We start from the raw sequence: 22,253 nt of genomic DNA, 5'->3' as shown, positions 1-22,253 counted from the left end.
CCGAATTGCAGGTAATTAACCAACAAACTTCGCGAGCACATCCACGAACTGTTTCGTAAATGCCGGAAGGTCCGGCGGACGGCGTCCGGAAACGATATTCCGGTCGACGACAACCTCCTCGTCAACCCATATAGCGCCTGCATTTTCGAGATCGTCCCGAATGCCCGGGGTCGACGTCATGGTATAGCCCTTGACGATTTTGGCCGAAATGAGCACCCAGCCGGCATGGCATATTTGTGCGATCGGCTTGGATGCGGCATGAAATTCCTGCGTTAGCCGCAGCACATCCGGATAGCGGCGAAGCTTGTCGGGAGCCCATCCGCCCGGAACGTACAGCCCGGCGTAATCCGACGATTTCACCTCGGAGAAAGCGTAATCCGTAGTAATCGGAACGCCGTATTTGCCGTGATAGACGGTTTGTGCCTTCGGTCCTACGATATCCACGACGGCGCCCGACTCTCTTAACCGCAGCACCGGATACCACATTTCCAGATCTTCAAACTCTTCGTCGACAAAAGCGAGCACTTTGTTACCTGTTAACACCATTCGAATTCCCTCCCGAAGCAGTTGCCGCCTGTTCGGCCTGAACAAGCAGCTCTTTAATTTGTTCGCTTGATTTGCAAGCGATGATTTGGTCGACCAAGTGGCGGCATTTGGAAGCGTCGCTGCTTAACAACCGGTGCTTCACCTGCAGCAGCGACTGCACGGAAATGCTGAGCTCCTCGATGCCGAGCCCCAGCCAGATCGGCAGCGCCCGAATGTCTCCCGCCATTTCGCCGCATACGCCGACCGGAATTCCGGCGCTTTGCGCGGATTCGATCACGTGCTTCAACAGCCGGATCACCGCAGGATGAAAAGGATCGTACATATGCGCGATATTTTCGTTCATGCGATCGACGGCGAGCACGTATTGGACAAGATCGTTCGTGCCGATGCTGATAAAGTCGACCTCGCCGGCGAGCACATCGGCAATAAGCGCGGCCGCCGGCACCTCGATCGTAAGGCCCACTTCGATGTCCTCTTTGAAAGCGGCTCCCTGGCTGCGCAGCTCCTGCTTGGCTTCTTCCAGCAAAGCTTTCGCCTGGCGCACTTCGCCCAAAGTCGTAACCATCGGATACATGAGCTTGACGTTGCCGTAGCTGCTTGCTCTTAATATAGCTTTCAGCTGCGCTTTAAACAAGTCCTTGCGGTCCAAAGAAATGCGGATGGCGCGGTAGCCGAGAAACGGATTGTCCTCTTTGGCCAAGGGCAAATAGTCGAGTTTCTTGTCTCCGCCGATATCCAGCGTCCGGATGATGATCGGCCGGCCTTGCAGCTGGATAGCCGCGTGCCTGTACACTTCGAACTGCTCCTCTTCGCTCGGCAAAGATTCGCGGTCCATGTAAATGTACTCCGTGCGGAACAGCCCGACCCCCGATGCGCCGCTTTTCAGCACCTGATCGATTTCCATGACGGAGTTCATATTTGCATGAAGATGGACCAGCTTTTGATCCACGGTCATCGGCGGAACATTGGCAATCTCCTGCAGGCTTTCCTTGAACTCCAGCCAATTCCGCTTTCTGGCCTTGTACCGCTCGATGGTGACCGGATCCGGGTTGATGTAAAGCGTCCCCTCCTGACCGTCAATGATCAGGAAATCGCCGTTCTGGATCGGCCTTAGCAGCTTGCCCTCCAGGCCGAGAACGTATGGTGCCGACATCGCCCTCGCCATGATGGACACGTGGGAATGCGTCCCGCCGAGTATGGTCACCAGCCCCAGCACTTTGGCCGGATCCAGATGGGCCAACTGCGACGGCGTCAGCTCCTTGGCGACCAAAATATAAGGATGGTCGATAGGCGGCACATTGCTGTCGGTATCGCCGAGCAAATGCTTCAGCAGCCTGTTGCCGACATCTTTGATGTCCAGCGCCCGCTCCTTCATATATTCGTCGTCAATAAGATTGAACATGCCGACGAACTTGTCGATGACCTCTTTGACCGCCACTTCCGCCGCTTTGTACTGCAGCTCGATAATGCCTTGAATTTCGTTCATGAATATCGGATCTTCCAGTATCGCCAGATGAGCGTCGAATATATAAGACTGATCCTGTCCGACAACTTCCTTGATCTCCTGCTTGATCAGCTCCAGCTCATGCTTGGAGGATTGAATCCCGTCGTACAAGCGCTCGAATTCATACGCTAAATCCGTTACATCAATCATTTTTTCAGGAAAGTCCCACTCCCATGTCGGGATCACGAAAGCTTGACCCATCGCGATCCCTGATGACGCTCCTATCCCTCTGATCATCCGTTAGTTCCCCCCGGCGTTTTTGTAGGCTTTAAGACGACGGACATCACGGATGCTTGGCCTTTTTTAACAGCTTTAAACGGAGCGAAGCTCCAGGATCTAACCAAATCCGGATTTGTAATAATCATAGGTGTCGCCAGTGATGAAGCTAATTTTTTCACTTTGTTCAAATTGAATTTGACGAGCAGCTGCCCGGGTTCTACGTGATCGCCTTCTTTCACGACCGCCGTAAAGCATTTGCCCGGCAAGCTTGCCGTATCGATTCCGATGTGCAGCAGCACTTCGAGCCCCTCCTGAGTCTGGATCCCCAGCGCATGCATCGTCGGATAGACGTGCATAATAGTTCCCGCTACGGGTGAAACCAATTCGCCTTTCTCAGGAATAAAAGCGACTCCGTTGCCGACCAGTTTGGATGCAAAGATGCGATCCGGCACTTCTTCAATCGAGATCATCCTGCCTTGCATCGGCGCGCTGAACAGCACCGGCTGGATGTCTTTTCGCAGCACCTTCACGATCTCTTCGCGTATTAGCTCCGAGAACGTACCGAACACGACTTGCACATTGCCTCCCCCAAGACGTATGACGCCTGCCGCACCCAAATGGCGTAAAGCCGTAATGTCCATCAAACGATCGTTGGCAAGGGTAAGCCGCAGCCTGGTGATGCAGGCTTCAATTTTTTTGATATTGTCTTTGCCGCCGAGCGCCTGCAATATAAGCGGGGAACGGTACGGAATATCTCCCGCCCACTCCTCGAGTGAGGAGCCTTCTTCCCGCCCTGGCGTCGGAATCTGGAACCGGCGTATGGCAAAGCGAAATAAAAAGTAATAAAGCAGCCCATAAATAATTCCCAGCGGCAGCAAAAGCAGCCCGTTGTGCGACAGGTGCAAATTGATGACATAATCAATCGCCCCGGCCGAATAGGAAAAACCGTGATGAATGTCCAGCTCATAGGCGATCCACATAGCGGCGCCGGACAAAAGCGCATGAATAAAAAACAAGTACGGCGCGACAAAAATGAACGCAAACTCGATAGGCTCAGTAACGCCCGTTAAAAAAGAAGCCAGCGCGGCGGTTAAAAATGTCGCTTTGATTTTCGGCTTCAGGTCTTCCCTGGCTTCCTGAATGATGGCAAACGCGATCGCCGGCAAGGCGAACATCATGATCGGGTATAATCCCGCCATGTAAATCCCTGCGCTCGGGTCCCCTGCAAAATACCGCGGCAAGTCTCCGTAGACCATCTTTCCGTCCGGCGTTTCATAGGAGCCGATTTGAAACCAGAAAAAATTGTTCAGGATGTGATGCAGCCCTGACGGAACGAGCAGACGGTGAATGACGCCGTAGAGAAACGTACCGAAGCCTCCGAGCCCGAGCAGCCATTGGGTGAGCTTGCCCATCGCCATTTCCAAGGAAGGGCCGATCCAAATCATCAGGTAAGAGACAATAAACGTGGCCAGCCCCATGACAAGTGGCACGATGCGCGGACCGCCGAAAAACTGGATGTATTCCGGGAGTTGGAACTCCTTGAAACGGTGATAGATGATCGCAGCGATAAGACCGATCATTATTCCGCCGGATACGCCGAGTTGAAATTGCGCGCCCAGCGCATGCTCCACAAGACGCGTGAACATAAAGTAACCCAGCATCGCGGACAGGCCGGCAATGCCTGCGCTTTCCGTAAGCCCAAGCGCGACACCGACTGCAAAAATGATCGGTATGTATTCGAAGATGGTATTCCCGGCCAGCAGCAGCATATCCCCGAAGCCGGACGCATGAACGGCATCCCACGGAAGATCCCCCAGGCGAAGCAGCACAGCAGCGATTGGCAGAGCGATCGTAGGCAGCATTAAAGAGCGGCCGAGCTGCTGCAAAATTCCCATCCAGTTCACACAAATGCTACCTCCTCTCTCTATACCAAATCGTATAGCTTGTCAGCCTGTTTGTCAAAAACAAAAAGCAGGCCGATGACCGACCTGCTCCTGCATAGGTTTCCCGTTTTTAATACGCGGAGTTAAATCCGAACTGCTGGCCGGCTTGGTTCATCCCTGTGCTGAAGGAGGAAAAGCTTTGACCGCCCATTCCGCTTTGATAGCTGCCGGATTGATGCTGCGCCGGATTCATGGAATCCGAACGCAGGTAGTTGTCATGGCCGCTTTGATTGCCGCGGTATTGAGTGGTATGGTATGCCGTCGGAGATACCCATTGCTGACCGTAGGATTGATTGCCGGTTGCGGCGCGGCCGAATTGATTGGAGCTGTATGGTTGCTGTTGTTGACCGTATTGTTGTTGATTTTGTTGGCCAAACTGGGATTGACTGGACCCGAATTGGTTTTGCGCTTGATTCATGCCGGAATAAGACGGAATTGAAGCTTGGTAATGGCTAGGATTTTGCGAATCGGAACGGAGGTAGTTGTCATGGCCTGTTTGGTTGCCGCGGTATTGGGAAGTATGGTAAGAAGCGGAAGACGCTCCTTGTGTCCCCCAGCCTTGGCTGCCTTGTGCGGCGTTCGCTCCATAGAAGGATTGAACATAACCTATAGGTTGGTATTGCTTTTGGAAGCCTTGATATTGGGAGCCCCCGCCTTGAGACGACTGCCCGAAGGAAGAAGACCCGAAATTGTTAATATTGTTGTACACGCGTAAATCCTCCTTTAATTGTCAGTTGATTGAGCCTCCTTTAAGAAGCCTTTTTTATTCTAACCGTCTGCGTTTTTTTTATTTATGGAAGCTATTGGATAGCGATTAAGCATACTTATTATACATAGAAATTGACTATGTAGTTTTTTATATGTCATAATCTTCTTGAATCCCTATTTTTCAAATTAAAAGGAGTGACGCTACATGTACGATGTTATCATTATCGGATCAGGCCCGGCAGGTGCAAGCGCAGCGCTATTCACAGCCAAAGCGGGAAAATCGACGCTTGTAATCGACAACGATCAAAGCATTACCAAACGAGCATGGGTGGAAAATCATTACGGTGTCGACGCCATTTCCGGACCGGACCTTGTGGAAACCGGAAAGAAGCAGGCAGCGAAGTTCGGAACCGAGTTCGTACAAGGCAAAGCCCAACAGTTGGAAAAAACGGGTGAAGGCTTGCGCGTATCGACCGAAAACGGTTCTTATGAAGGCAAGCACGTTATTTTGGCGACAGGCTTGTCCGTGGAGCTCGCCGAAGCCGCCGGCATTCAGACAAAGGCAGGCACAGAGCCGCGCATTAAAAACGTTGTCGATGCGGACGCACAAGGCAAAACAAGCATGGCCGGCGTATGGGCCGCCGGAACAACCGCCGGCGTAAGCGTACATACGATTATTACGGCAGGCGATGGGGCCAAAGTAGCCATCAATGTCATCAGCGAATTAAACGGCGAGCGTTATGTCGATCACGACGTAATGAAATCGTAAAAGCCATGAAACAAACAAACCGCCCGCTCTTACTTTCGTAAGAACCGGGCGGTTTTGCGCGTTGTGGCTGCAATGCTTAACATACTACTGATTTCTGGGATTCAACACCGCGTCTTCGACTTTAATGCAGCGGTCCATGATGACCTCGAGTCCGGCTTCGGCGGCAATGCGTCCCGCCTCTTCGTTGACGATGTCAAGCTGCAGCCAAAACACGTTGGCCTTGATTTTTACCGCTTCCTCGGCGATGGGAACGACCTGGTCCGCGCGGCGGAATACGTTCACGATATCGACCGGCTCGGGAATGTCCGACAACGACGGATAGCAAGTTTCGCCTAAAATCGTCGTCGCGTTCGGATTTACGGGAATAATCCGGTACCCTCTGCTCTGCATAGCCGCTGCAACCATATGACTCGTCCGGTCCGGATTGTCCGACAGACCTACGACAGCGATGTTTCCCGCTTTTGCCAGCAGTTCCTTGATGCGTTCCCGCGGCGGATTTTCAAATGCCATACGTTTCCCTCCTATTTGCTCGAATACGTCAAGCCCTGTTTTCCCATAGCTTCCCAGCTTTCGAGAAATTGAGCTTTATCGACTTGAAACTGCTTCTTGCCGCTTAACGGATCATTCAAATAAACGTTGTTCTCATCATATCCTACCAATAAAACGGCATGCTCCGCAAATGACGTTTGGATAGGTCCGATCGGTGTATCCCAAGTGACCCATTTGTAAGGGATGTTAAAGTCGATCGTCGTCCAGACCATAACCGGAATTCCCTTCGCCACTTGCTCTTCGTATGTACTAAAATCTTGATTCGTCACATCCAAGGCTTGCGGAATGTACTGCTTGAGAAGCGGAAACAGGCCGGCATGATAAATGCCGAAGCCCCGCTGTTTCCTCGTTACATCGCCGACAAAGCCCGTATTCGGATTCCCCCAAAACTGAATGGAACCGTCGCTGTTCAAAACAACCGGCGTCTTGTCGACAGGCAATTCGGCAGCCAGCTCCATTTTCGTTTTGGAGATGCCGTTGAACTGCAGCAGCATCGTGAGGCTGGTGATCTCGCATCCTGCCGGAAGCTCCGGCAGCTGTTTGATGATAGGCGCATCAATCATGGCGGAGGCCGGCTTTTGCCATGGAGCAGGCGTCGGGGTGCCGGCAGACGCGGCCGTCGCCTCGGGAGCGACCAGCGCCGTGCCGGATGCGAAAAGCATTGGTTCCCTTCCCGTTGCTTTGCCATACAGCAAAACAGAAAAGACGGCGCTGGCAAATATAAGCCCTGCTATGAGAAAAAAGCCAAACGTCACCTTTAATCCTTGCCATAGTATCGTCATGCTGATCACCTGTTCGCTATTTTAGAAAATTGCTATTCGCTAACCAGTTCTACTTGGGCGCCGATAGAACGCAAATGATCGAAATATTGCGGGTACGATTTGGCGACATGGTGCGCATCTTTTATAACGAGCCCTTTCTCCGAGCGAAGGCCGACGACCGTCAAAGCCATGATCACGCGATGGTCGAAATGAGCGTTAATCTCTACCCCGCCTTCTACGCCCTGAGGCTTGCCGTGCACGATGATTTCGCTTTGGCGCTCTTCCACATCCGCGCCGGCTTTCCGCAGCTCGTTCAAGTAATCCGTGATGCGGTCGCACTCTTTGTAGCGCAAGTTTTCCACGTTGTAAAACCGGGAGGTGCCTTCGGCAAACACCGCGGCAGCCACCATGGCAAGCACCGCATCCGTAAAGTGATCCCCGTCGAACTCTCCGGCTTTAAGCTGCTGATTGCCGCGAACATGGACTACTCCGTTGTTATGCGTCAGATTGACGCCCATGGCCTGCAGAACGTCCACGCACGCCTTCTCGCCCTGCTTGCTGTTCTCTTCCAGACGCAGCACGCGGACATCCGAGTGAGTTACGGCCGCCGCCGCCAATACGGCCGCGGAACCCGGGTAATCGCCTTGGATGACATATTCTTTGGCCTGATAAGCTTGTCTGCCCGGCACTTTGTAATGCATCAAGTCTTCGCTTGCCTCGACTTTAATTCCTGCTTGTTCGAGCACTTCCAGCGTCTGTCTGACGATGATTTTCGATTTCAAGTCGTGCAAAACTTCAATTTCGCTGTCTTCTTCGAGCAGCGGCGTCATAAACAGCAAAGAGCTTAAAAATTGCGAGCTGACATTGCCCGAAACGGTAATTTTGCCGCCGCGTGGCTGTCCGCCTTTTATCGTGATCGGCAGCCGCCCGTTATTGTGCTGCACTTCGACGCCCATTTGCTGCAAAGCGTCGATCAAGTCATCGTGCGGGCGTTTGCCCAAAGAATCGGGATACGTGTTGACGAACGTCAGGTCAGGACAAAATGCGGCGGTGGACATCAAAAAGCGAAGCACCGCGCCGGCGTTGCCGACATTCAGCTCGGATACGTGCTTGGGATGCTTGCCGAATCCGGTGATGACGATTTTCTCGTCGTCCTCTTCGATTACGGCTCCGAGGTCGCGCACGCAGCGCCGCATAGCATCGCTATCCTCGCTGTGAGCCGGATAATAAATCGTGCTTGTCCCTTCCGCGAGCGCTCCGATCAGCAGGTAGCGGGTTGTGTAATTTTTGGACGATAATGCGTTAATTTCTCCTTGCAGACGAGCGGTTGGCTTGACGATGGCCTTCATCAGTTCGATCTCTCCCTATATGTAATATCCAACAAACGCAAGCGCAATGCCGAGTGTATAGCTCAGCAGCGTATAAAGAAGCCAATAGTTCCATGCTCCTGCCTGCAAAAGCTTCACACTCTCAAGCGCAAGCGTTGAAAATGTCGTAAAGGCACCCATAAAACCCGTTCCGATCAGCAGTTTCCAATCGTCCGACGCATGGTATTTCATAAGCCAACCGAGCAAAAAACTGCCTAACAGATTTATAGTCAGTGTACCATACGGAATAGAACTTGGAAACCTTCTGCTCATGTAAAGGGACATTCGATAACGGCTAATTGCCCCGACAAAGCCTCCGCCCCCTACCAAACAAACGTGCCAGAGCCACGTTGTCATAATTGTTCCCCCCTGCTGCGAAAAGATTGACCCAGCCGGCTTCCCAGCCAGGCCAGGGCGAGTCCCCCCCATAAGCTGACGTTAGTATACAGGAAAGCCTGCAGTACATGACCCGTCCGCAGCATATCGACCGTTTCGTAGCTAAAGGTGGAAAACGTCGTGAAAGAGCCGATGAACCCAACCGTAATTGAAGCCCGCAAACTGTCGGGCAGCATAAGCTTAGCGGCGAAGGCAAAAAAACCGAGCATCAGGCACCCCGCGAAATTGCACAGCAAAGTTCCCCATGGAAACGATTCCGGCAAAGCCGGATTCCATGAAAGTGAAATCGCGTAGCGGGTCAGCGCCCCCAAAATGCCGGCTATACCGATATAGACCGAAGTCAATCGAACTCCCCCCGTTTGTATCGAATTGGCATTTCCCGCGGTTTGACAACCAACCGCTTTCTTCCTATCATTAAAGCTAGGGTGGGACTTCTTCCCAGCTATTACGACATGCGGAGGTCTTACATGGATACGATTGTACCGTCCGAAATCAAAAAACGCCTGGAACAGGGCGAACAGCTTACGATTATCGATGTTCGCGAAGACGAGGAAGTTGCCGCAGGCATGATTCCCGGAGCGAAGCATATCCCTCTCGGCGAGCTGCCGGAAAGGCACGCCGAAATTCCGCAGGCTAGCGAAATTATTCTCGTATGCCGCAGCGGAAACCGCAGCGGCAAGGCGCTGGGCTACCTCGAATCGCTCGGATACAAAGGCCTTAAAAATATGACCGGCGGCATGCTGGAGTGGCCTAACTAGGAGTCTGTCCGACGGAGTTGGTTTAGTGCATACCTTCTACGTGGTTCATCGGACAGACTCCTAGGCGTTAACTTCGGTCGGCACCCTTAAGCCCTGCTTTTTCCATAATCAGATCGGCAATTAGATCGGGGTCCAGCTCGGAGGTATCGATCGCCAGATGCGCGAAATCGTAAGCGTGTCTGCGCTGCTCCAGCAGCGTATGAACCCGCTCTTCCAAATTGCCCTGCAGCAAAGGACGGCTTTGGTCGCTGCTCACTCTTTGAATAATTACTTCAGGAGAAGCTTTGAGCGCGACAACGAAGCCGTTTTGCTGCATGCAGGCCCGGTTTTTGCCGGCAAGCACGGCTCCGCCGCCGGTCGCCAAAATTTGATTGCTTTGCGATAATATATCGGATAATGCCTGACTCTCCAACTCCCGAAAGTACGGCTCTCCATGTATCCGAAACAGTTCAGACACCGTCGTCTGACTCTGCTGTTCGATGACGGTATCCGAATCGAGAAACGTCCAGCCCAAGCGTGCGGCGAGACTTTTTCCAACCGTCGATTTGCCTGTACCCATAAATCCTACCAGAACGATATTGCTCGTACTCACGCCAATCCCCTTTTCCGAATCGCTTTTTTGCGCAAACTTACCCAATATCATACCATAAACCGGGCTGCGATGAATACATGATGTCAAAAAAACATATAGTAATGTGAATATATTCCAGCATGAACAGTAAAGATGGAACTACAGACCATAAATCTGCAAGGAGAGATGGAGCTTTGAACGTAACTTCCACCTATACCAATCACACCAAAGGCAAACTGGAACAGATTTTACACCCCGGTTATCCGCTGTGCAAAGATGACGTCATCTGGATATTGGAGTTTATTAAGAAAAAAGTGGCTGAAGAAGACCCGCAAATGCTGGATCTTAGTCAACCACGCCTGATGAAAAATTTTCGTTATTTTGCTGAAGTCGCGATGATGCTCATTCACCGCCGCAACGGGTTCGACCAAGAAGCCGACCGCCTGAAAATGTGGCTGCGGGAAGCGGCATACGGCTTGCAGGAAGATACTTCAAAATAGCCCTGCAAGTGCGGCCCCTCTCCCCGCCGCCCGCCGATTAGTTCTCCATCCAGTTGAAATGGAAGGAGCCTTCTTTGTCCACACGCTGGAACGTATGTGCGCCGAAGTAATCGCGCTGCGCCTGCAGCAGGTTGGCAGGCAATCTTTCCGTGCGGTAGCTGTCGTAGTATGCAAGCGCGGAAGCGAACGCAGGCACTGCAATACCACGGGTTACAGCCTCAGCGACGACTTGTCTCCACGATTGTTGATATTTATCGACCACACCTTGGAAGTATGAATCCAGCAGCAAGTTTTTCAGCTCGGAATCGCGGTCGTACGCGTCCTTGATGTTTTGCAGGAATCTTGCGCGAATGATGCAGCCGCCTCTGAAGATCATTGCGATGCTGCCGTATTTCAGGTTCCAGTTGTACTCCTCGGAAGCGGCTCTCATCTGTGCGAAGCCTTGCGCGTAAGAGCAGATTTTGCTTGCGTACAGCGCCTGTCTAACCGCTTCGATAAACGCTTTGCGATCGCCGGTATAAGCTGGGGCCGCAGGTCCTTTCAGCACTTTGCTGGCCGCGACGCGCTCGGCTTTCATCGCCGAAATGAAGCGGGAGAAGACGGATTCCGTAATGATGGAAAGCGGAACGCCAAGATCCAGTGCGCTTTGGCTTGTCCATTTGCCCGTTCCTTTTTGGCCTGCGGAATCGAGAATGACGTCGACCATCGGCTTGCCGGTTTCCGGATCGTATTTCGTGAAAATATCTTTCGTAATTTCAATCAGATAGCTGTCCAGCTCTCCGTTATTCCACTCCGTGAAAATCTCGTGAAGCTCTTCCGTACTCACATTCAGCACGTCTTTCAACAGTTGGTAAGCTTCGCAAATCAGCTGCATGTCGCCGTACTCGATACCGTTGTGCACCATTTTCACATAGTGGCCGGCACCGTCGGGACCGATGTACGTACAGCAAGGATCGCCGCCCACTTTGGCGGAAATCGCCGTCAGAATAGGCTCGACAAGCTTATAAGCGTCCTCTTGGCCCCCTGGCATAATCGACGGCCCTTTCAATGCGCCCTCTTCGCCGCCGGAAACGCCTGTGCCGACAAAACGGATGCCGTGCGCTTCAAGCTCTTTGTTGCGGCGCTGCGTATCGGGGAAGAAAGCATTGCCTCCGTCGATCAAAATATCGCCTTTGGACAAATGAGGCAGCAGTTGGTTGATCGTATCGTCAGTAGGGCCGCCCGCTTTGACCATGATCAAAATTTTGCGCGGCACTTCCAGAGATTGCACAAATTCTTCAATGCTGTATGTACCTGTCAGTTTCTTGCCGGGCGCTTCTTCCAGAAGCTCTTTTGTTTTTTCCGGGGAACGGTTATAGACCGATACGCTGAAACCTCTGCTTTCAATGTTCAGCGCCAGGTTTTTCCCCATGACCGCAAGACCGACGACACCAATTTGTTGTTTGGACATGTCTCTCATACACCCTTCCGATTAAATATGTTTTAAATCGTCATCGCGCCAAAACCGCCATCCACTCTTAAGACAGCACCGGTTACGAAGCTGGATGCCTGCTCCGAAGCGAGGAATACGGCCGCTCCCTGCAGTTCTTCCGCTTCGCCGAAACGATTCATCGGCGTGTGCCGCATGATCGATTCCACCCGTTCCGGGGACAAGATCTTACGATTTTGCTCCGCTGGGAAAAAGCCCGGAATGATCGCATTGACACGCACCCGGCTCGGAGCGAACTCGCGGGCCAGATTTTGTGTAATATTGTTGACGGCCGCCTTGGAGGCTGAGTAAGTGAAAACACGGGAAAGCGGCGGATCGGAAGAAACGGACGATATGTTGATAATGCTTCCGCCCTCTCCTTGGTCGATCATATGTTTCCCGAACACCTGGCAGGCTAACACGACGCTTTTCAAATTAACCTCCATAATAGAATCCCATTCTTCCATGGAAATGTCAAAGAAAGGCGTAGCGCTGTTTTTGCCCGGACAATTCATCAAAATATCGACACGGCCGGTCCACGCCAAAACTTCCTTGAGCAGCAGCTCCAAATCTTCGCGTTTGGTGGCGTCCGCCGGAAAGCACTTCGCTTCTCCGCCGGAGCTTTCGATCCGCTGACGCACCTGCTCGCTCTTCTCCTGATTGCGGCCGACGACCGCGACTTTCGCGCCGTGTCCGCCCAGAGCTGTCGCCATGACGCCTCCAAGCGTGCTGTTTCCGCCGATGATTACGGCTGTTTTCCCAGTAAGATCAAATAAGTTCATTGTCTTTGCCCTCCTCAATAGTGAAAAGCTGTTTTATATTTTTGCAGGAGGGCTCAGGAGGTTCTGCTGTTGAAAAGCGGTAATCGCATCGAATTGATCTTTTAATTGATGATATACGCTTGTATAAATAGATGTCAATTGCTTATATACGCGATAATCGCTTTCATTCACCTCATGAGCCCTGCCTACCCGAATCCAGTTATGCGCATAGGACAAATCCTCGATTTCTCCCATCGCCAAAAGCCCCAGCAAAGCGGCTCCGATACCCGAGCTCTCGATCGAATCGGGCACGACGACCTGCGTGCCCGTCATATCGGCAAGCATCTGCCGCCAAAACGCCGAGCGCGCAAAGCCGCCAGATGCGCGGATTTCCGCGGCGGGTCCCATCAGCCCTTCCAGGGAAGCGGCTACGGAGTTGATGCTGAACATGACGCCTTCCAAAGCGGCGCGGATCATATGCTTTTTTTCGTGGCTGAGCGTCAGCCCGAAGTAAACACCACGCGCGTTCGCGTTCCAGTAAGGCGCCCGCTCTCCCGAAAGCAGCGGCAGGAAAAGCAGGCCGCCTGAGCCCGGCTGCACCTGAGCGGCCAGCTCGGTCAGCTTGTCGTATGGATCGCCGCCGCTCCGCCGGCCTTCCTCCGCTTCCAGCGTGGCCAGCTGGTCCCTGACCCAGCGGAACACAATGCCGCCGTTGTTGATCGGGCCGCCGACGACCCAGAAATTTTCGGTCAGGGCGTAGCAGAACAGCCTGCCCTCAGGATCGGTCACAGGCCGCGGCACGACGCTGCGGACGGCGCCGCTCGTGCCGATCGTAACCGCAACGACGCCCGGCTCGAAGGCGCCGACGCCCAGATTCGCCAGCACGCCGTCGGAAGCGCCGATAATAAACGGCGTCTCCGGCGACAGTCCCATCGCTTCGGCGTATTCCGCTTTCATCCCTTCCACCCGGTATGTCGTAGGCACAAGCTCAGACAGCTGCTCCCCCGTCACGCCCGCCAGCCCGAGCGCTTCCTCGTCCCAGTCCAGCCGTTCCAAATTGAACAGTCCCGTGGCGCTGGCGAGCGAGTGGTCGATCAGAAAACGGCCGAACAGCTTGGCGAAGACATATTCTTTAATGCCGACGAACTTGTATGTCCGGCTGACCAGTTCAGGCTCGTGGTCGCGAAACCACATCAATTTAAATAGCGGCGACATCGGATGAATCGGCGTGCCCGTCCGGGAATATACAGCTTGCCCCAGGCCGTTTCGCTTCAGCTCCTCCGCATAGCCGGCGCTGCGGTTATCGGCCCAGGTGATGCAGGGCGTAAGCGGCTCCGCCTGCCGGTCGACCGCAATAAAGCTGTGCATGGCAGAACTGAAAGAAACGCAGAGCACTTCCTCAGCGCGAATGCCCAGCTTGCTGACCACAGCTCCGATCCCTGTGACAACCGCATCGAAAATTTGCCGCGGATCCTGCTCCGCACGGTCGGGGGCAGGCGTAAACAGCGGGTATTCGATCGAATGCGATGCTCTCACCTTGCCCTCTCTGTCAATGATGAGCGTCTTCGTGCTGGTCGTGCCGATATCCGCCGCTAAAATATACGGCTTCGCTGCTGAAAGCTGACTCATTTGCTAATATTCCCTTCTGCGTCAAATACAAGATCGTAAGGCTCAGTCAGCACCTCGATATCGGGATGCCACTTCGCCTCTTCAAGCAAGTTGACCGAAATTTCGATTTCCCCCAAATGCAGGGTGTCCTGAATGCGAACAAGCTTGCACTTCATGTAATCCAAAATGTTGCATGTTTTAACCGCCGCTTTAATCGCATAGTAGTCGTTCTCGAGGGTAGTCGCCAGCTTCGTCGGCGCACACACGGTCGAAGTCAACCCATTCGCATAGGTCGCGGCCAAATCGGTCTTGTCGACAAGCCGCTGCGTCGTAAAATCGGCGGTTCCTACACCGTTGGCGTTCCCTTTTGTCTCCGGAGTAAGGTCCAGAACGACCATTTTGGCTACTTCCGGCCCGCCGTGCGCATAAGGCGTCGGGTAACGTCCGGTCACGTTCGGGTCCATGCCGTCGCCGCTGATGTTTTTGCCGATATAATCGATAAGAAGGACGTCAATTTCGTCAAATAAAATTTTCGGCAGCCGCGCCTTCGCTTCGACCAGCAGGCCTTCTTCTCTCGCCTCGATCTCGGCGGCTGGCAGCACCTCCACCCTGCACGTCTGATCGTAGGCGTTCTCGACAAGCGCTACGCCGAATACGATCGGCAGCTTGTCGATCATAATTCTCGCCATCGCCGGCACGTTCTCGGCCATGTACTTGAAGCCGAGCTGGTGGCACGCTTCGGCGCCTTTTTGCTTGCCCAGGCCGATCGCGATCATCTTCATGATGCCGCTTTCGATCCGTCCGCGAAACGCCGTATGCGGCTTCACGCGGTTAATGACGACGATCGCGTCCGCTTCCGAAGCGATGCTGTCCACATACACAGGCAGGCCGTTCGGCAGTTGGTCGATTTGCACGACTTCCATCGAGGAGCGGATCGGCGCTCCCATCGTTTCTTCGGAGATGCCCAGGTGATGCAGCACCTCCGCCTGGCCGGCCGCCGTCGCCCCGCCGTGGCTGCCCATGCAGGGCACGATGAACGGGTGCGCGCCGCGCTCTTTGATCGCATCGAGCGTCGTTTTGGTGAATCCCGCGATATTGGCGATTCCCCGGCTTCCGACGGCTACGGCGACCTGCTGTCCAGGCTGGATCGTGTCCAGCACTCCGCTCTCATACAGCTTGCCGCGGAGCTCGAGCTCCGGGTTTTCCAGCCGCGCGCCGTCGAATTTTTGACGGATTTTTACCATTTGCGGAATGGGTATGTCTTTTAATAATTCTCTTAATATGCTCATCCTTATTCCCCTCTCTTACGCCTTCTGCACCCTGCGAACGGATTCTCTCACAATCAGTTCGGTTTTTAAAAACAGCGCGGCGGTCTCGGACTGCTTGTGCTCGATCATGTCGATGATCCGGACGGCGCCTTCCTTGCTTATTTGTTCGATCGGTCTGCGAACGGTAGTGAGCGCCGGAGTCACGTAAGCCGCAAACTCCGTATCGTCAAAGCCGAGCACGGAAATGTCGTCAGGCACGCGCAGCCCAGCTTCCGATACAGCTTTCATAGCCCCGAGAGCCATCTGGTCGTTGCAGCAAAATACCGCCGTAGGACGCTCTTCCAGCTCAAGAAACCGCTTCATGGCTTGGTGACCGCTTTCCAGATCGTACAGCCCCGGAAACTTGTAATTCGGATTATCCGGAATCCGGTAATGCCGCATCGCCTTTTCAAAACCCGCCTGGCGGTTTTCCGCCGATTTAAAGCCTGCGCGCCCTTCGATCAAGGCAATGCGCTCATGCCCCTGCTCAATCAGATAGGAAACGGCATGAAAAGAGCCCTGCTCTTCATCGGAAAGCACGTTGAGCACGCCGGGAGTGTCGACCGGCCGGTTCAACACGACGATCGGGATGCCTTTGCCTGACGCGTGCTCGATCAATCGCTGATCGTCATCGCTTTGGCTGACTACGATAATGCCGTCGAAATTGCGGCGCGTAATCGTATGGAAGCTCGTGTAATCGTCAATCCCTTTGACGATCAATTGATACCGGTCCTGAATGACACTGTTCACCCCGCGAATCGCTTCATAAAAAAATCCGGCGGAAGTTCCCTGGCTAAGCGTCGTAAAAAAGAGCCCCAAATTATAAGACCGGTCCAGCACTAAACTTTTCGCGCTAAAATTCGGCGAATACCCCATCTGCTCAGCCATCGCGCGAATCCGTTCCTTCGTCTCCTCATTGATGAGCGGACTGTCGTTCAGCGCTCTGGAAACCGTCGTATGGGAAACGCCTGCAAGACGAGCAATATCTTTGATCGTAACGCTCATTCGCTCACCTCTGACTCCAGCATAGCACATCCATGCACACGTTAACAATACCTATTTCACGCGGAAAATTCCGCTGTTTCCCGGAATGCAAACAAGCGCCTGTCTCAAGTGGACCATGCGCTTATTGGGGCATGTTGAACGCAGGTGCCGTGCGCGACCGCGCCTCTCGCGAAGCCTGCGAAAGCGCTTGAAAGTGCACGCTTTACAGCCTGGCGAGCCGCCCGCTCGGAAAGCCGGCAAAAGCACTTGAAAGTGCACGCTTTACAGCCTGGCTTGAGCGCCAGCTCGGAAAGCCCGCGAAAGTGCTTGAAAGTGCAGGCTTTGCAGCCTGGCGAGCCGCCCCCGCTGGAAAACCTGCAAAAGTGCAGGCTTTTTCGATGGAAACGGCTCGTTTGGGCGAAAAGCCTGCAATTGTGCAGGAATTTCCGGGAAAATCGGGCCAAGCCCTGCATATTAACGGAAAAGCCTGCAGATTTGCAGAAATTTCCCACCGCAGGCGCATCAAAGAGCAAAAACCTGCACTTTTGCAGGTTTTCTGTGCCTAACCCACGAGGCACCGGCGCTCAAGCAGGGGAGCCTTCCGACTGAGCAAGTTTTCCCGCCCGCAGATGCGAATTTGCTATGGGCAAGTTCTCCCGCTCGCGGAGAAACCAATTGGCTATGAGCAGGTTTTCCCACTCCAGGAGATGCCGATTGGCTTTGGGCAGATATTCCCGCCCGCAGATGCCGATTTGCAGTGGACAGGTTTCCCCGCCCCCGCAGATGCGAATTTGCTGTAGGCAGGCTTTCCCACACGCAGATACAGATATGCTGCGGGCAAGCTTTCCCGCCCCCAGATGCGAATTTGCTGTAGGCAGGCTTCCCCACACGCAGATACAGATTTGCTCCCGGCAGGCGGACGCAGCCGGCTGCAGGTGGGCAACTTTCAGCGGGTCGCGGCTCATTTTTCAAACGCAAAAGGAGAACCCGCATCTTCCAGATACAGGCTCTCCCATCATGTGCTTCCTATATTCATCGTCACATCTCCAGCAAAATCATCTCTTGTCTCATTTCCGCAAGCTTCGCCTTGCTCTCCATCGCCGTCTTTTGATCGCCGGAAGCCATGGCGTCAAACAGCGTCGCCAGCTCGTAATCCATTTCCATGCGCAGGACCGGGATTCTCTCATCCGTTCGTTTGGATCGCAGCGCCTGCATCACTTCTTCCACCGTGACGACAGGTTCTTTTTGATACAGCACTTTATGCTCGATGCCGCTGATCTCCACCATGCGGATGATTTCGCCGAACATGATGTTTTCAATCAATATTTGTCTGTCTTTAAACCGCTTCACTACGGCATGCCCGCGGGTGTCCCCGATCAGCTTCTCCATCATTTCAGCAAGCTTCTCATCCTTAAAGGAGTAGTTCCCTACAATTTTATACTTCTCCCCGATTCGCTCGAATTTCAGCTTGATCAGTTTGCGTCCCGTACGAATCGATATGATGAACTGCAGTTCACTTTCATTCCAGTAGAGCGAATATCCTTCCTGAATAAGCGCTTTGATAAAATTCCGGATTAGCCGGCGATCAAATCGTAACTCTAGGTTGCAGTATTCTACTTCATGACTCTTGCTCACGGCAATCCCCTCCATATTTTATTGGCACGTCTTTGACTAAATATTCAGACAACTTATCCTCTTATCTTTATCTTATTATGAATTCTATGTTTTAGCAACTTGGATTATTGACATTTTTTTAAGGCAAAACGTACAAAAATTAATAAGGCCCGCCCGATAATCGGACAGGCCCGTTATTCAGCTTGCTTCCCCGCCGCCAGGCCGCAAAATCGCCGCCCTGACGCCAAACAAAATCAGGCAAACAGCGCCGGCACTCCCATGTGCAGCCGCATATCGCCGAGGGTTTGCCCGGAGGCTATTCGTTCAATGGCGTCAATGGCCCGCTTTTGCGGCATGAAATTCGAAAATCTTTTGCCTCCATATTCGGGCATAAAGCCGCCGATCAGCCGGGCTCGAGAGCACCCTGGTCCCGGTTGACATATTCGATCTAGACGGTCTTCGGTTTCGGTGCCCATATTTTGATACGCCGGGTCCGTCAATTAAGCTTGGAAGCCTGAATATCTTCTTTGGACGTGCTTCCTACGGTATACGCCTTGGAACTGTTAATTTCAATCGTCTTCGTCAGTTTGAGCTTGGTGCGGAAAAAATGCCCGTTCTCGCTCATTAAAAAGTCATACGTATTTTCTTCGGGGAGGGCATCGATAATAATCGGCGTCGTCGAATACGACACCTTGTTTATTTCGTAATTCCGGATGCCCTCGATGTAATCGGAAATGGCTTTGCGCTTAAGGTCGTCCTCCTCTTCGGTGAAGACAACCGGCTCCGGCACGTACGCAGGCTGCGGCGTTTCCTGCCACTTCGGTTTCAGTTCTTTTTCGTTCACGTAAAAATCCCCGGTATACTTCTCTTTGGCCAGATGAAGCCCGCCGACGTCAACGCCCATTCTTTTCACATCTTTTAACCGGTAAAAGTAGCCTTGATCCGTCATGTTGATCAAAACGGGATATTGTGCGCCCAAATAAGTGAAATATTGCGCATAAGGGCTCATCAGCACGATTTCAGTATACTGCGTATCGGTTCCGTCCGTTGTCTGCTCAGGGTATTTGCGGCTGTTGACGTAGATCGTTTTGTTGCTTTCCTTCCAATTTACGATCGCGCCCAAATACGTTCCCAATTCTTTCACCGGCAAGTAGCTCGTATTGTTATAAATCAAAGGGGGATTTGCCAGCGCCACCTGCTTCCCGTCTACGACAACTTGAAAATCCTTGCGCAAATAAGCGTCCACCCGCTCCAAAACATCCTGGGCATACACGCCCGCCGTAAAACAGGTGCCCATCAAAGTACCGACAACCGCAAATTTCGTCCATTTGCTTACTCTCATAGCATTAGCTTCTCCTGTCTGCAAAGTAATGAAATGTCTGGAAATAATTCGCCATAAATCGCCATTCTCCTGCTTTTTCCAACAAAATAGCTCCAAAACGCCAGTGACTTTCCCCGGGCAATGCTTCAAACGTCCCTGGAGTCTGACGGGTGAACTCTGTTGAAGTTATGTACAAAAGCAGCTCCGACTGCAGGGCTCCTATTGCTTGCGAAGCGGCCGCCAAGGCGCTCCGCGGCCTATGCATGAGCTATGTACGGATCATTGCAGGAATTGGCAATTTGCATTAGAATGAGTGAAAAAAGTGTCAACAGGAGAGGAATACACGATGAATTTCAGCGGATTTACGGAGCACGATTTCGATACATTTGCCATTGCCGGCCTGGACGGCCGAATGGAGGCCATTCGCGAGCGGGTTCAGCCCAAATTCAAGGCGCTGGGCGACTCCTTGTGCGAGGATCTGTCCCTGCTGTCCGGCACGGAGATGTTTTTGCATATAGCCAAGCACGCGCGGCGCACCGTCAATCCGCCTGTCGATACATGGCTGGCGATTTGCCCGAACAAACGGGGCTACAAGCAGGTGCCGCATTTTCAGGTCGGCCTGTTTGACGACCGGCTTTTCATTTGGCTCGCGCTCATTTACGAGCTTCCGAACAAAGACAAAATCGCCGAGCGTTATTTGGGGCAGCTGGACCGGCTGCAAAAAGAAGTGCCGAGCGATTTCGTATTGTCTTTCGATCATATGAAAAAAGATACGGTAGCCGTGTCGCAATTGGACCGCAGTGAATGGACAGCAGCGCTAAGCCGCTTCCGCGATGTGAAAAAGGCCGAGCTGCTGATCGGACGCAATCTTGCCGCGAGCGAACCGGTTCTGAAGCGGCCTGTCGAGCTGGAACAGCTGATCAAGCAAACTTTTGAAAGCCTCATTCCGCTCTACCGGACTGCCGTCCAAGCCTGACAAAATTTAAGTTAGATTAAGGTTCCATTCAAGTAAAATTTATCCTTTCTGTACAGACTAAGTGCTGTAATTCCGATTTCCGTACAGAAAGGAGGTATTCCGACCGATGAAACAAGCTTTTATGAAAAAGCTGATCGTCGGCTCCATCGCCTGCTCCGTGATGTTCGCCGCAAGCACGGTCTATGCCGAAGGCCGCACAGTCAGCGCGCAGACGGAAGCGGCCCCGGCTGCGAAGGCGGCGGGCGACGAGCGCAAAGATGAGACCGCACACCACAGGCACGGGAAAAAGTGGCCGATCGTGGAAGAGGCCGCTTCCTTGATCGGGGTCAATAAAGAAACCATGATCAAATTGCTGCAAAGCGGCAAAAGCATTGCCGAGGTGGCCGCGGCCAAAGGCATCAGCGAAGCCGATCTGACCGCCAAGCTGCAGACGCTGCGCTCCGGCAAAATCGATGCCGCGGTCAAGGACGGCAAGATGACGGCCGACCAGGGCGAGCATATGAAGCAAAAGCTCCCCGAGCATCTGAAATCCATCTTGAACGAGAAGCATTTGTTCGACAAGATGAACGATCACGGCAAATGGCACATGCACGGCATGATGAAGCCGGACTCCGAGAAGCTCGCCCTGTCGCTGGGGATGAGCCGGGAAGAGCTGAAATCCGAGCTTAAAGCCGGCAAATCGCTGGCCGAAATCGCCGCGGCCAAAGGCATTTCGAAGGACAAGCTCGTCCAAACGATCAAGGATCAGCTCACTCCTTCCATCGAGAAGATGATCAATTGCAAAAAAAATGACGGTCCCAAACAATAAGCCGCCGTTTACAACGGTTCTCCGCGTACCGATTCCGGGCTACCGCGGCGAACAAACAGGCTGCCCCGCAAGGTCCGACGACCGCGGGGCAGCCTTTCATTATGTCAATTCTTTTTTCACTCTTTCCAGCATGTATCTGCTGGATTCATCCGGCACATTGCCGTTGCCCTTCATCGCAGATGCCAGCCTGTTCGGCTGATACTTCAGCTCGTCCATAATCCGGTGAATTTTGCTCCTCGTCTTATCGCTGATACTGCCCGTGTTGTTGATGACTTTGGATACGGTAGCCTTCGAGACCCCTGTCGCTTTGGCAGTATCATAAATAGTTGGCTTCATCGCTGACACTTTCCTTTTCACTGGAACCTTCATTTTGTGCCAACATTGTACACCATTAAGCGGAAAAACTCTACGCCTTTCTAGGGAGCAGGTAAGAAATCGCCCTCCGGGCTGCGGGCATCGCGGCCACGCGGTACGCCTGCGGGCATCGCGGGCTCGCGTTATGGCTGCGGGCATGACGCTGAATGGGGCTGCATAACGTTAGCGATGCACATCTGCTTGCAACAGCTCGGCAAACGCCATTCTGGCCCCGAGCCATTGGGTTCAGCCCGCTGCAACACGCCCCTTTGTTGCCGCAGCCGGAAGGGGCCTGAACCGCTTAGAAATGCCAAAAAGCCTGCGAAAGTGCAGGCTTTATCTTTAAAAGTAGTTCATTTGGCTGAAAAGCCTGCAATTGTGCAGGAATTTTCGACTCAAACGGGTTTGAGCGCAGAAATGTGCTGAAATTCCTGCACATTTGCAGGAATTTCCCATTACGC

General features: G+C 53.1%; 24 protein-coding genes. 6 read left to right on the top strand and 18 right to left on the bottom strand.

All coding sequences use genetic code 11. The features are described 5' to 3' along the window. Positions 1 to 15 precede the first annotated feature (15 nt). From AC0LWT_RS29900 to AC0LWT_RS29885, 4 genes are all read right to left on the bottom strand, one after another. A complete protein-coding gene (locus AC0LWT_RS29900; RefSeq protein ID WP_474684934.1) occupies positions 16 to 546 on the bottom strand; it encodes a type 1 glutamine amidotransferase domain-containing protein in 531 nt (176 codons plus the stop codon). Next, entirely contained in the window at positions 530 to 2,287 is a 1,758-nt protein-coding gene (ptsP, locus tag AC0LWT_RS29895; RefSeq protein ID WP_474684933.1) for a phosphoenolpyruvate--protein phosphotransferase, read from the bottom strand. The genes AC0LWT_RS29900 and ptsP overlap by 17 nt, the downstream gene beginning before the upstream one ends. Beyond that, complete coding sequence (locus tag AC0LWT_RS29890) at positions 2,284 to 4,173, bottom strand: glucose PTS transporter subunit IIA (protein ID WP_474684932.1); 1,890 nt, start codon at positions 4,171 to 4,173, stop codon at positions 2,284 to 2,286. The genes ptsP and AC0LWT_RS29890 overlap by 4 nt, the downstream gene beginning before the upstream one ends. A 109-nt stretch (positions 4,174 to 4,282) precedes the next feature. Further along, positions 4,283 to 4,921, bottom strand: coding sequence for a hypothetical protein (locus tag AC0LWT_RS29885; RefSeq protein ID WP_474684931.1), 639 nt, complete (start codon positions 4,919 to 4,921; stop codon positions 4,283 to 4,285). A 204-nt stretch (positions 4,922 to 5,125) separates the two neighbouring features. Here AC0LWT_RS29885 and AC0LWT_RS29880 point away from each other — a divergent pair, with 204 nt between their 5' ends. Continuing rightward, positions 5,126 to 5,689: an NAD(P)/FAD-dependent oxidoreductase gene (locus AC0LWT_RS29880; protein WP_474684930.1), complete on the top strand. Its 564-nt coding sequence runs from the start codon at positions 5,126 to 5,128 to the stop codon at positions 5,687 to 5,689. A gap of 84 nt (positions 5,690 to 5,773) precedes the next feature. Here the strand turns inward: AC0LWT_RS29880 and AC0LWT_RS29875 are convergent, their stop codons facing one another. From AC0LWT_RS29875 to crcB (AC0LWT_RS29855), 5 genes are read right to left on the bottom strand one after another with little or no spacing between them, the layout of a single operon-like run. Continuing rightward, the gene (locus AC0LWT_RS29875) at positions 5,774 to 6,199 is read right to left on the bottom strand and encodes a CoA-binding protein (RefSeq protein WP_474684929.1); all 426 of its coding nucleotides are present in this window, start codon (positions 6,197 to 6,199) and stop codon (positions 5,774 to 5,776) included. Between the two features lie 11 nt (positions 6,200 to 6,210). Continuing rightward, positions 6,211 to 7,020 (bottom strand): C39 family peptidase, encoded by an 810-nt coding sequence (locus AC0LWT_RS29870; RefSeq protein ID WP_474684928.1) that lies wholly within the window; start codon positions 7,018 to 7,020, stop codon positions 6,211 to 6,213. 32 nt (positions 7,021 to 7,052) lie between these two features. Next, complete coding sequence (aroA, locus tag AC0LWT_RS29865; protein WP_474684927.1) at positions 7,053 to 8,348, bottom strand: 3-phosphoshikimate 1-carboxyvinyltransferase; 1,296 nt, start codon at positions 8,346 to 8,348, stop codon at positions 7,053 to 7,055. Between the two features lie 15 nt (positions 8,349 to 8,363). Further along, complete coding sequence (gene crcB / locus AC0LWT_RS29860) at positions 8,364 to 8,723, bottom strand: fluoride efflux transporter CrcB (RefSeq protein WP_474684926.1); 360 nt, start codon at positions 8,721 to 8,723, stop codon at positions 8,364 to 8,366. Then, positions 8,720 to 9,106, bottom strand: a complete 387-nt coding sequence (gene crcB, locus AC0LWT_RS29855; RefSeq protein ID WP_474684925.1) for a fluoride efflux transporter CrcB — start codon at positions 9,104 to 9,106, stop codon at positions 8,720 to 8,722. The genes crcB (AC0LWT_RS29860) and crcB (AC0LWT_RS29855) overlap by 4 nt, the downstream gene beginning before the upstream one ends. A 123-nt stretch (positions 9,107 to 9,229) precedes the next feature. On the opposite strand from crcB (AC0LWT_RS29855), the gene AC0LWT_RS29850 reads away from it, so the two are divergent. Then, positions 9,230 to 9,520 carry a rhodanese-like domain-containing protein gene (locus AC0LWT_RS29850; protein ID WP_474684924.1) on the top strand — a complete coding sequence of 97 codons (291 nt, stop codon included), beginning with the start codon at positions 9,230 to 9,232 and terminating at the stop codon, positions 9,518 to 9,520. Positions 9,521 to 9,587: 67 nt separating this feature from the next. Here the strand turns inward: AC0LWT_RS29850 and AC0LWT_RS29845 are convergent, their stop codons facing one another. After that, entirely contained in the window at positions 9,588 to 10,112 is a 525-nt protein-coding gene (locus AC0LWT_RS29845; protein ID WP_474684923.1) for a shikimate kinase, read from the bottom strand. A 173-nt stretch (positions 10,113 to 10,285) separates the two neighbouring features. Here AC0LWT_RS29845 and AC0LWT_RS29840 point away from each other — a divergent pair, with 173 nt between their 5' ends. Then, positions 10,286 to 10,591, top strand: coding sequence for a hypothetical protein (locus tag AC0LWT_RS29840; RefSeq protein WP_474684922.1), 306 nt, complete (start codon positions 10,286 to 10,288; stop codon positions 10,589 to 10,591). A 37-nt stretch (positions 10,592 to 10,628) separates the two neighbouring features. Here AC0LWT_RS29840 and gndA read toward each other — a convergent pair whose 3' ends face one another. The 5 genes from gndA to AC0LWT_RS29815 are packed head-to-tail and all read right to left on the bottom strand — an operon-like array spanning position 10,629 to position 16,740. Then, positions 10,629 to 12,041 carry an NADP-dependent phosphogluconate dehydrogenase gene (gndA, locus tag AC0LWT_RS29835; RefSeq protein WP_474684921.1) on the bottom strand — a complete coding sequence of 471 codons (1,413 nt, stop codon included), beginning with the start codon at positions 12,039 to 12,041 and terminating at the stop codon, positions 10,629 to 10,631. A 32-nt stretch (positions 12,042 to 12,073) separates the two neighbouring features. Then, positions 12,074 to 12,841, bottom strand: coding sequence for an SDR family oxidoreductase (locus AC0LWT_RS29830; RefSeq protein WP_474684920.1), 768 nt, complete (start codon positions 12,839 to 12,841; stop codon positions 12,074 to 12,076). A 33-nt stretch (positions 12,842 to 12,874) separates the two neighbouring features. Beyond that, a complete protein-coding gene (gntK, locus tag AC0LWT_RS29825) occupies positions 12,875 to 14,449 on the bottom strand; it encodes a gluconokinase (protein ID WP_474684919.1) in 1,575 nt (524 codons plus the stop codon). Continuing rightward, positions 14,446 to 15,717, bottom strand: a complete 1,272-nt coding sequence (locus AC0LWT_RS29820) for a nickel pincer cofactor-dependent isomerase, group 22 (protein ID WP_474684918.1) — start codon at positions 15,715 to 15,717, stop codon at positions 14,446 to 14,448. Before AC0LWT_RS29820 ends, gntK begins: the two co-directional genes overlap by 4 nt. Before the next feature lie 15 nt (positions 15,718 to 15,732). Beyond that, positions 15,733 to 16,740 carry a LacI family DNA-binding transcriptional regulator gene (locus AC0LWT_RS29815; protein WP_474684917.1) on the bottom strand — a complete coding sequence of 336 codons (1,008 nt, stop codon included), beginning with the start codon at positions 16,738 to 16,740 and terminating at the stop codon, positions 15,733 to 15,735. A gap of 302 nt (positions 16,741 to 17,042) precedes the next feature. Here AC0LWT_RS29815 and AC0LWT_RS29810 point away from each other — a divergent pair, with 302 nt between their 5' ends. Continuing rightward, the gene (locus AC0LWT_RS29810) at positions 17,043 to 17,285 is read left to right on the top strand and encodes a hypothetical protein (RefSeq protein WP_474684916.1); all 243 of its coding nucleotides are present in this window, start codon (positions 17,043 to 17,045) and stop codon (positions 17,283 to 17,285) included. 472 nt (positions 17,286 to 17,757) lie between these two features. Here the strand turns inward: AC0LWT_RS29810 and AC0LWT_RS29805 are convergent, their stop codons facing one another. Together AC0LWT_RS29805 and AC0LWT_RS29800 are read right to left on the bottom strand one after the other, a co-directional pair. Then, positions 17,758 to 18,354 carry a hypothetical protein gene (locus AC0LWT_RS29805; RefSeq protein ID WP_474684915.1) on the bottom strand — a complete coding sequence of 199 codons (597 nt, stop codon included), beginning with the start codon at positions 18,352 to 18,354 and terminating at the stop codon, positions 17,758 to 17,760. Positions 18,355 to 18,829: 475 nt separating this feature from the next. Then, positions 18,830 to 19,675, bottom strand: coding sequence for a stalk domain-containing protein (locus AC0LWT_RS29800; RefSeq protein WP_474684914.1), 846 nt, complete (start codon positions 19,673 to 19,675; stop codon positions 18,830 to 18,832). Between the two features lie 325 nt (positions 19,676 to 20,000). On the opposite strand from AC0LWT_RS29800, the gene AC0LWT_RS29795 reads away from it, so the two are divergent. Next, a complete protein-coding gene (locus AC0LWT_RS29795) occupies positions 20,001 to 20,630 on the top strand; it encodes a YktB family protein (protein ID WP_474684913.1) in 630 nt (209 codons plus the stop codon). Between the two features lie 106 nt (positions 20,631 to 20,736). After that, positions 20,737 to 21,438: a hypothetical protein gene (locus AC0LWT_RS29790; protein ID WP_474684912.1), complete on the top strand. Its 702-nt coding sequence runs from the start codon at positions 20,737 to 20,739 to the stop codon at positions 21,436 to 21,438. Between the two features lie 99 nt (positions 21,439 to 21,537). On the opposite strand, the gene AC0LWT_RS29785 is transcribed toward AC0LWT_RS29790, so the two are convergent. Next, the gene (locus tag AC0LWT_RS29785) at positions 21,538 to 21,774 is read right to left on the bottom strand and encodes a LacI family DNA-binding transcriptional regulator (RefSeq protein WP_474684911.1); all 237 of its coding nucleotides are present in this window, start codon (positions 21,772 to 21,774) and stop codon (positions 21,538 to 21,540) included. Positions 21,775 to 22,253 lie beyond the last annotated feature (479 nt).

The sequence above is a fragment of the Paenibacillus sp. sgz302164 genome, assembly GCF_056120505.1.
Note: the sequence above shows the minus strand (reverse complement) of the source record. Positions and strands in the feature narration are given on the sequence as shown.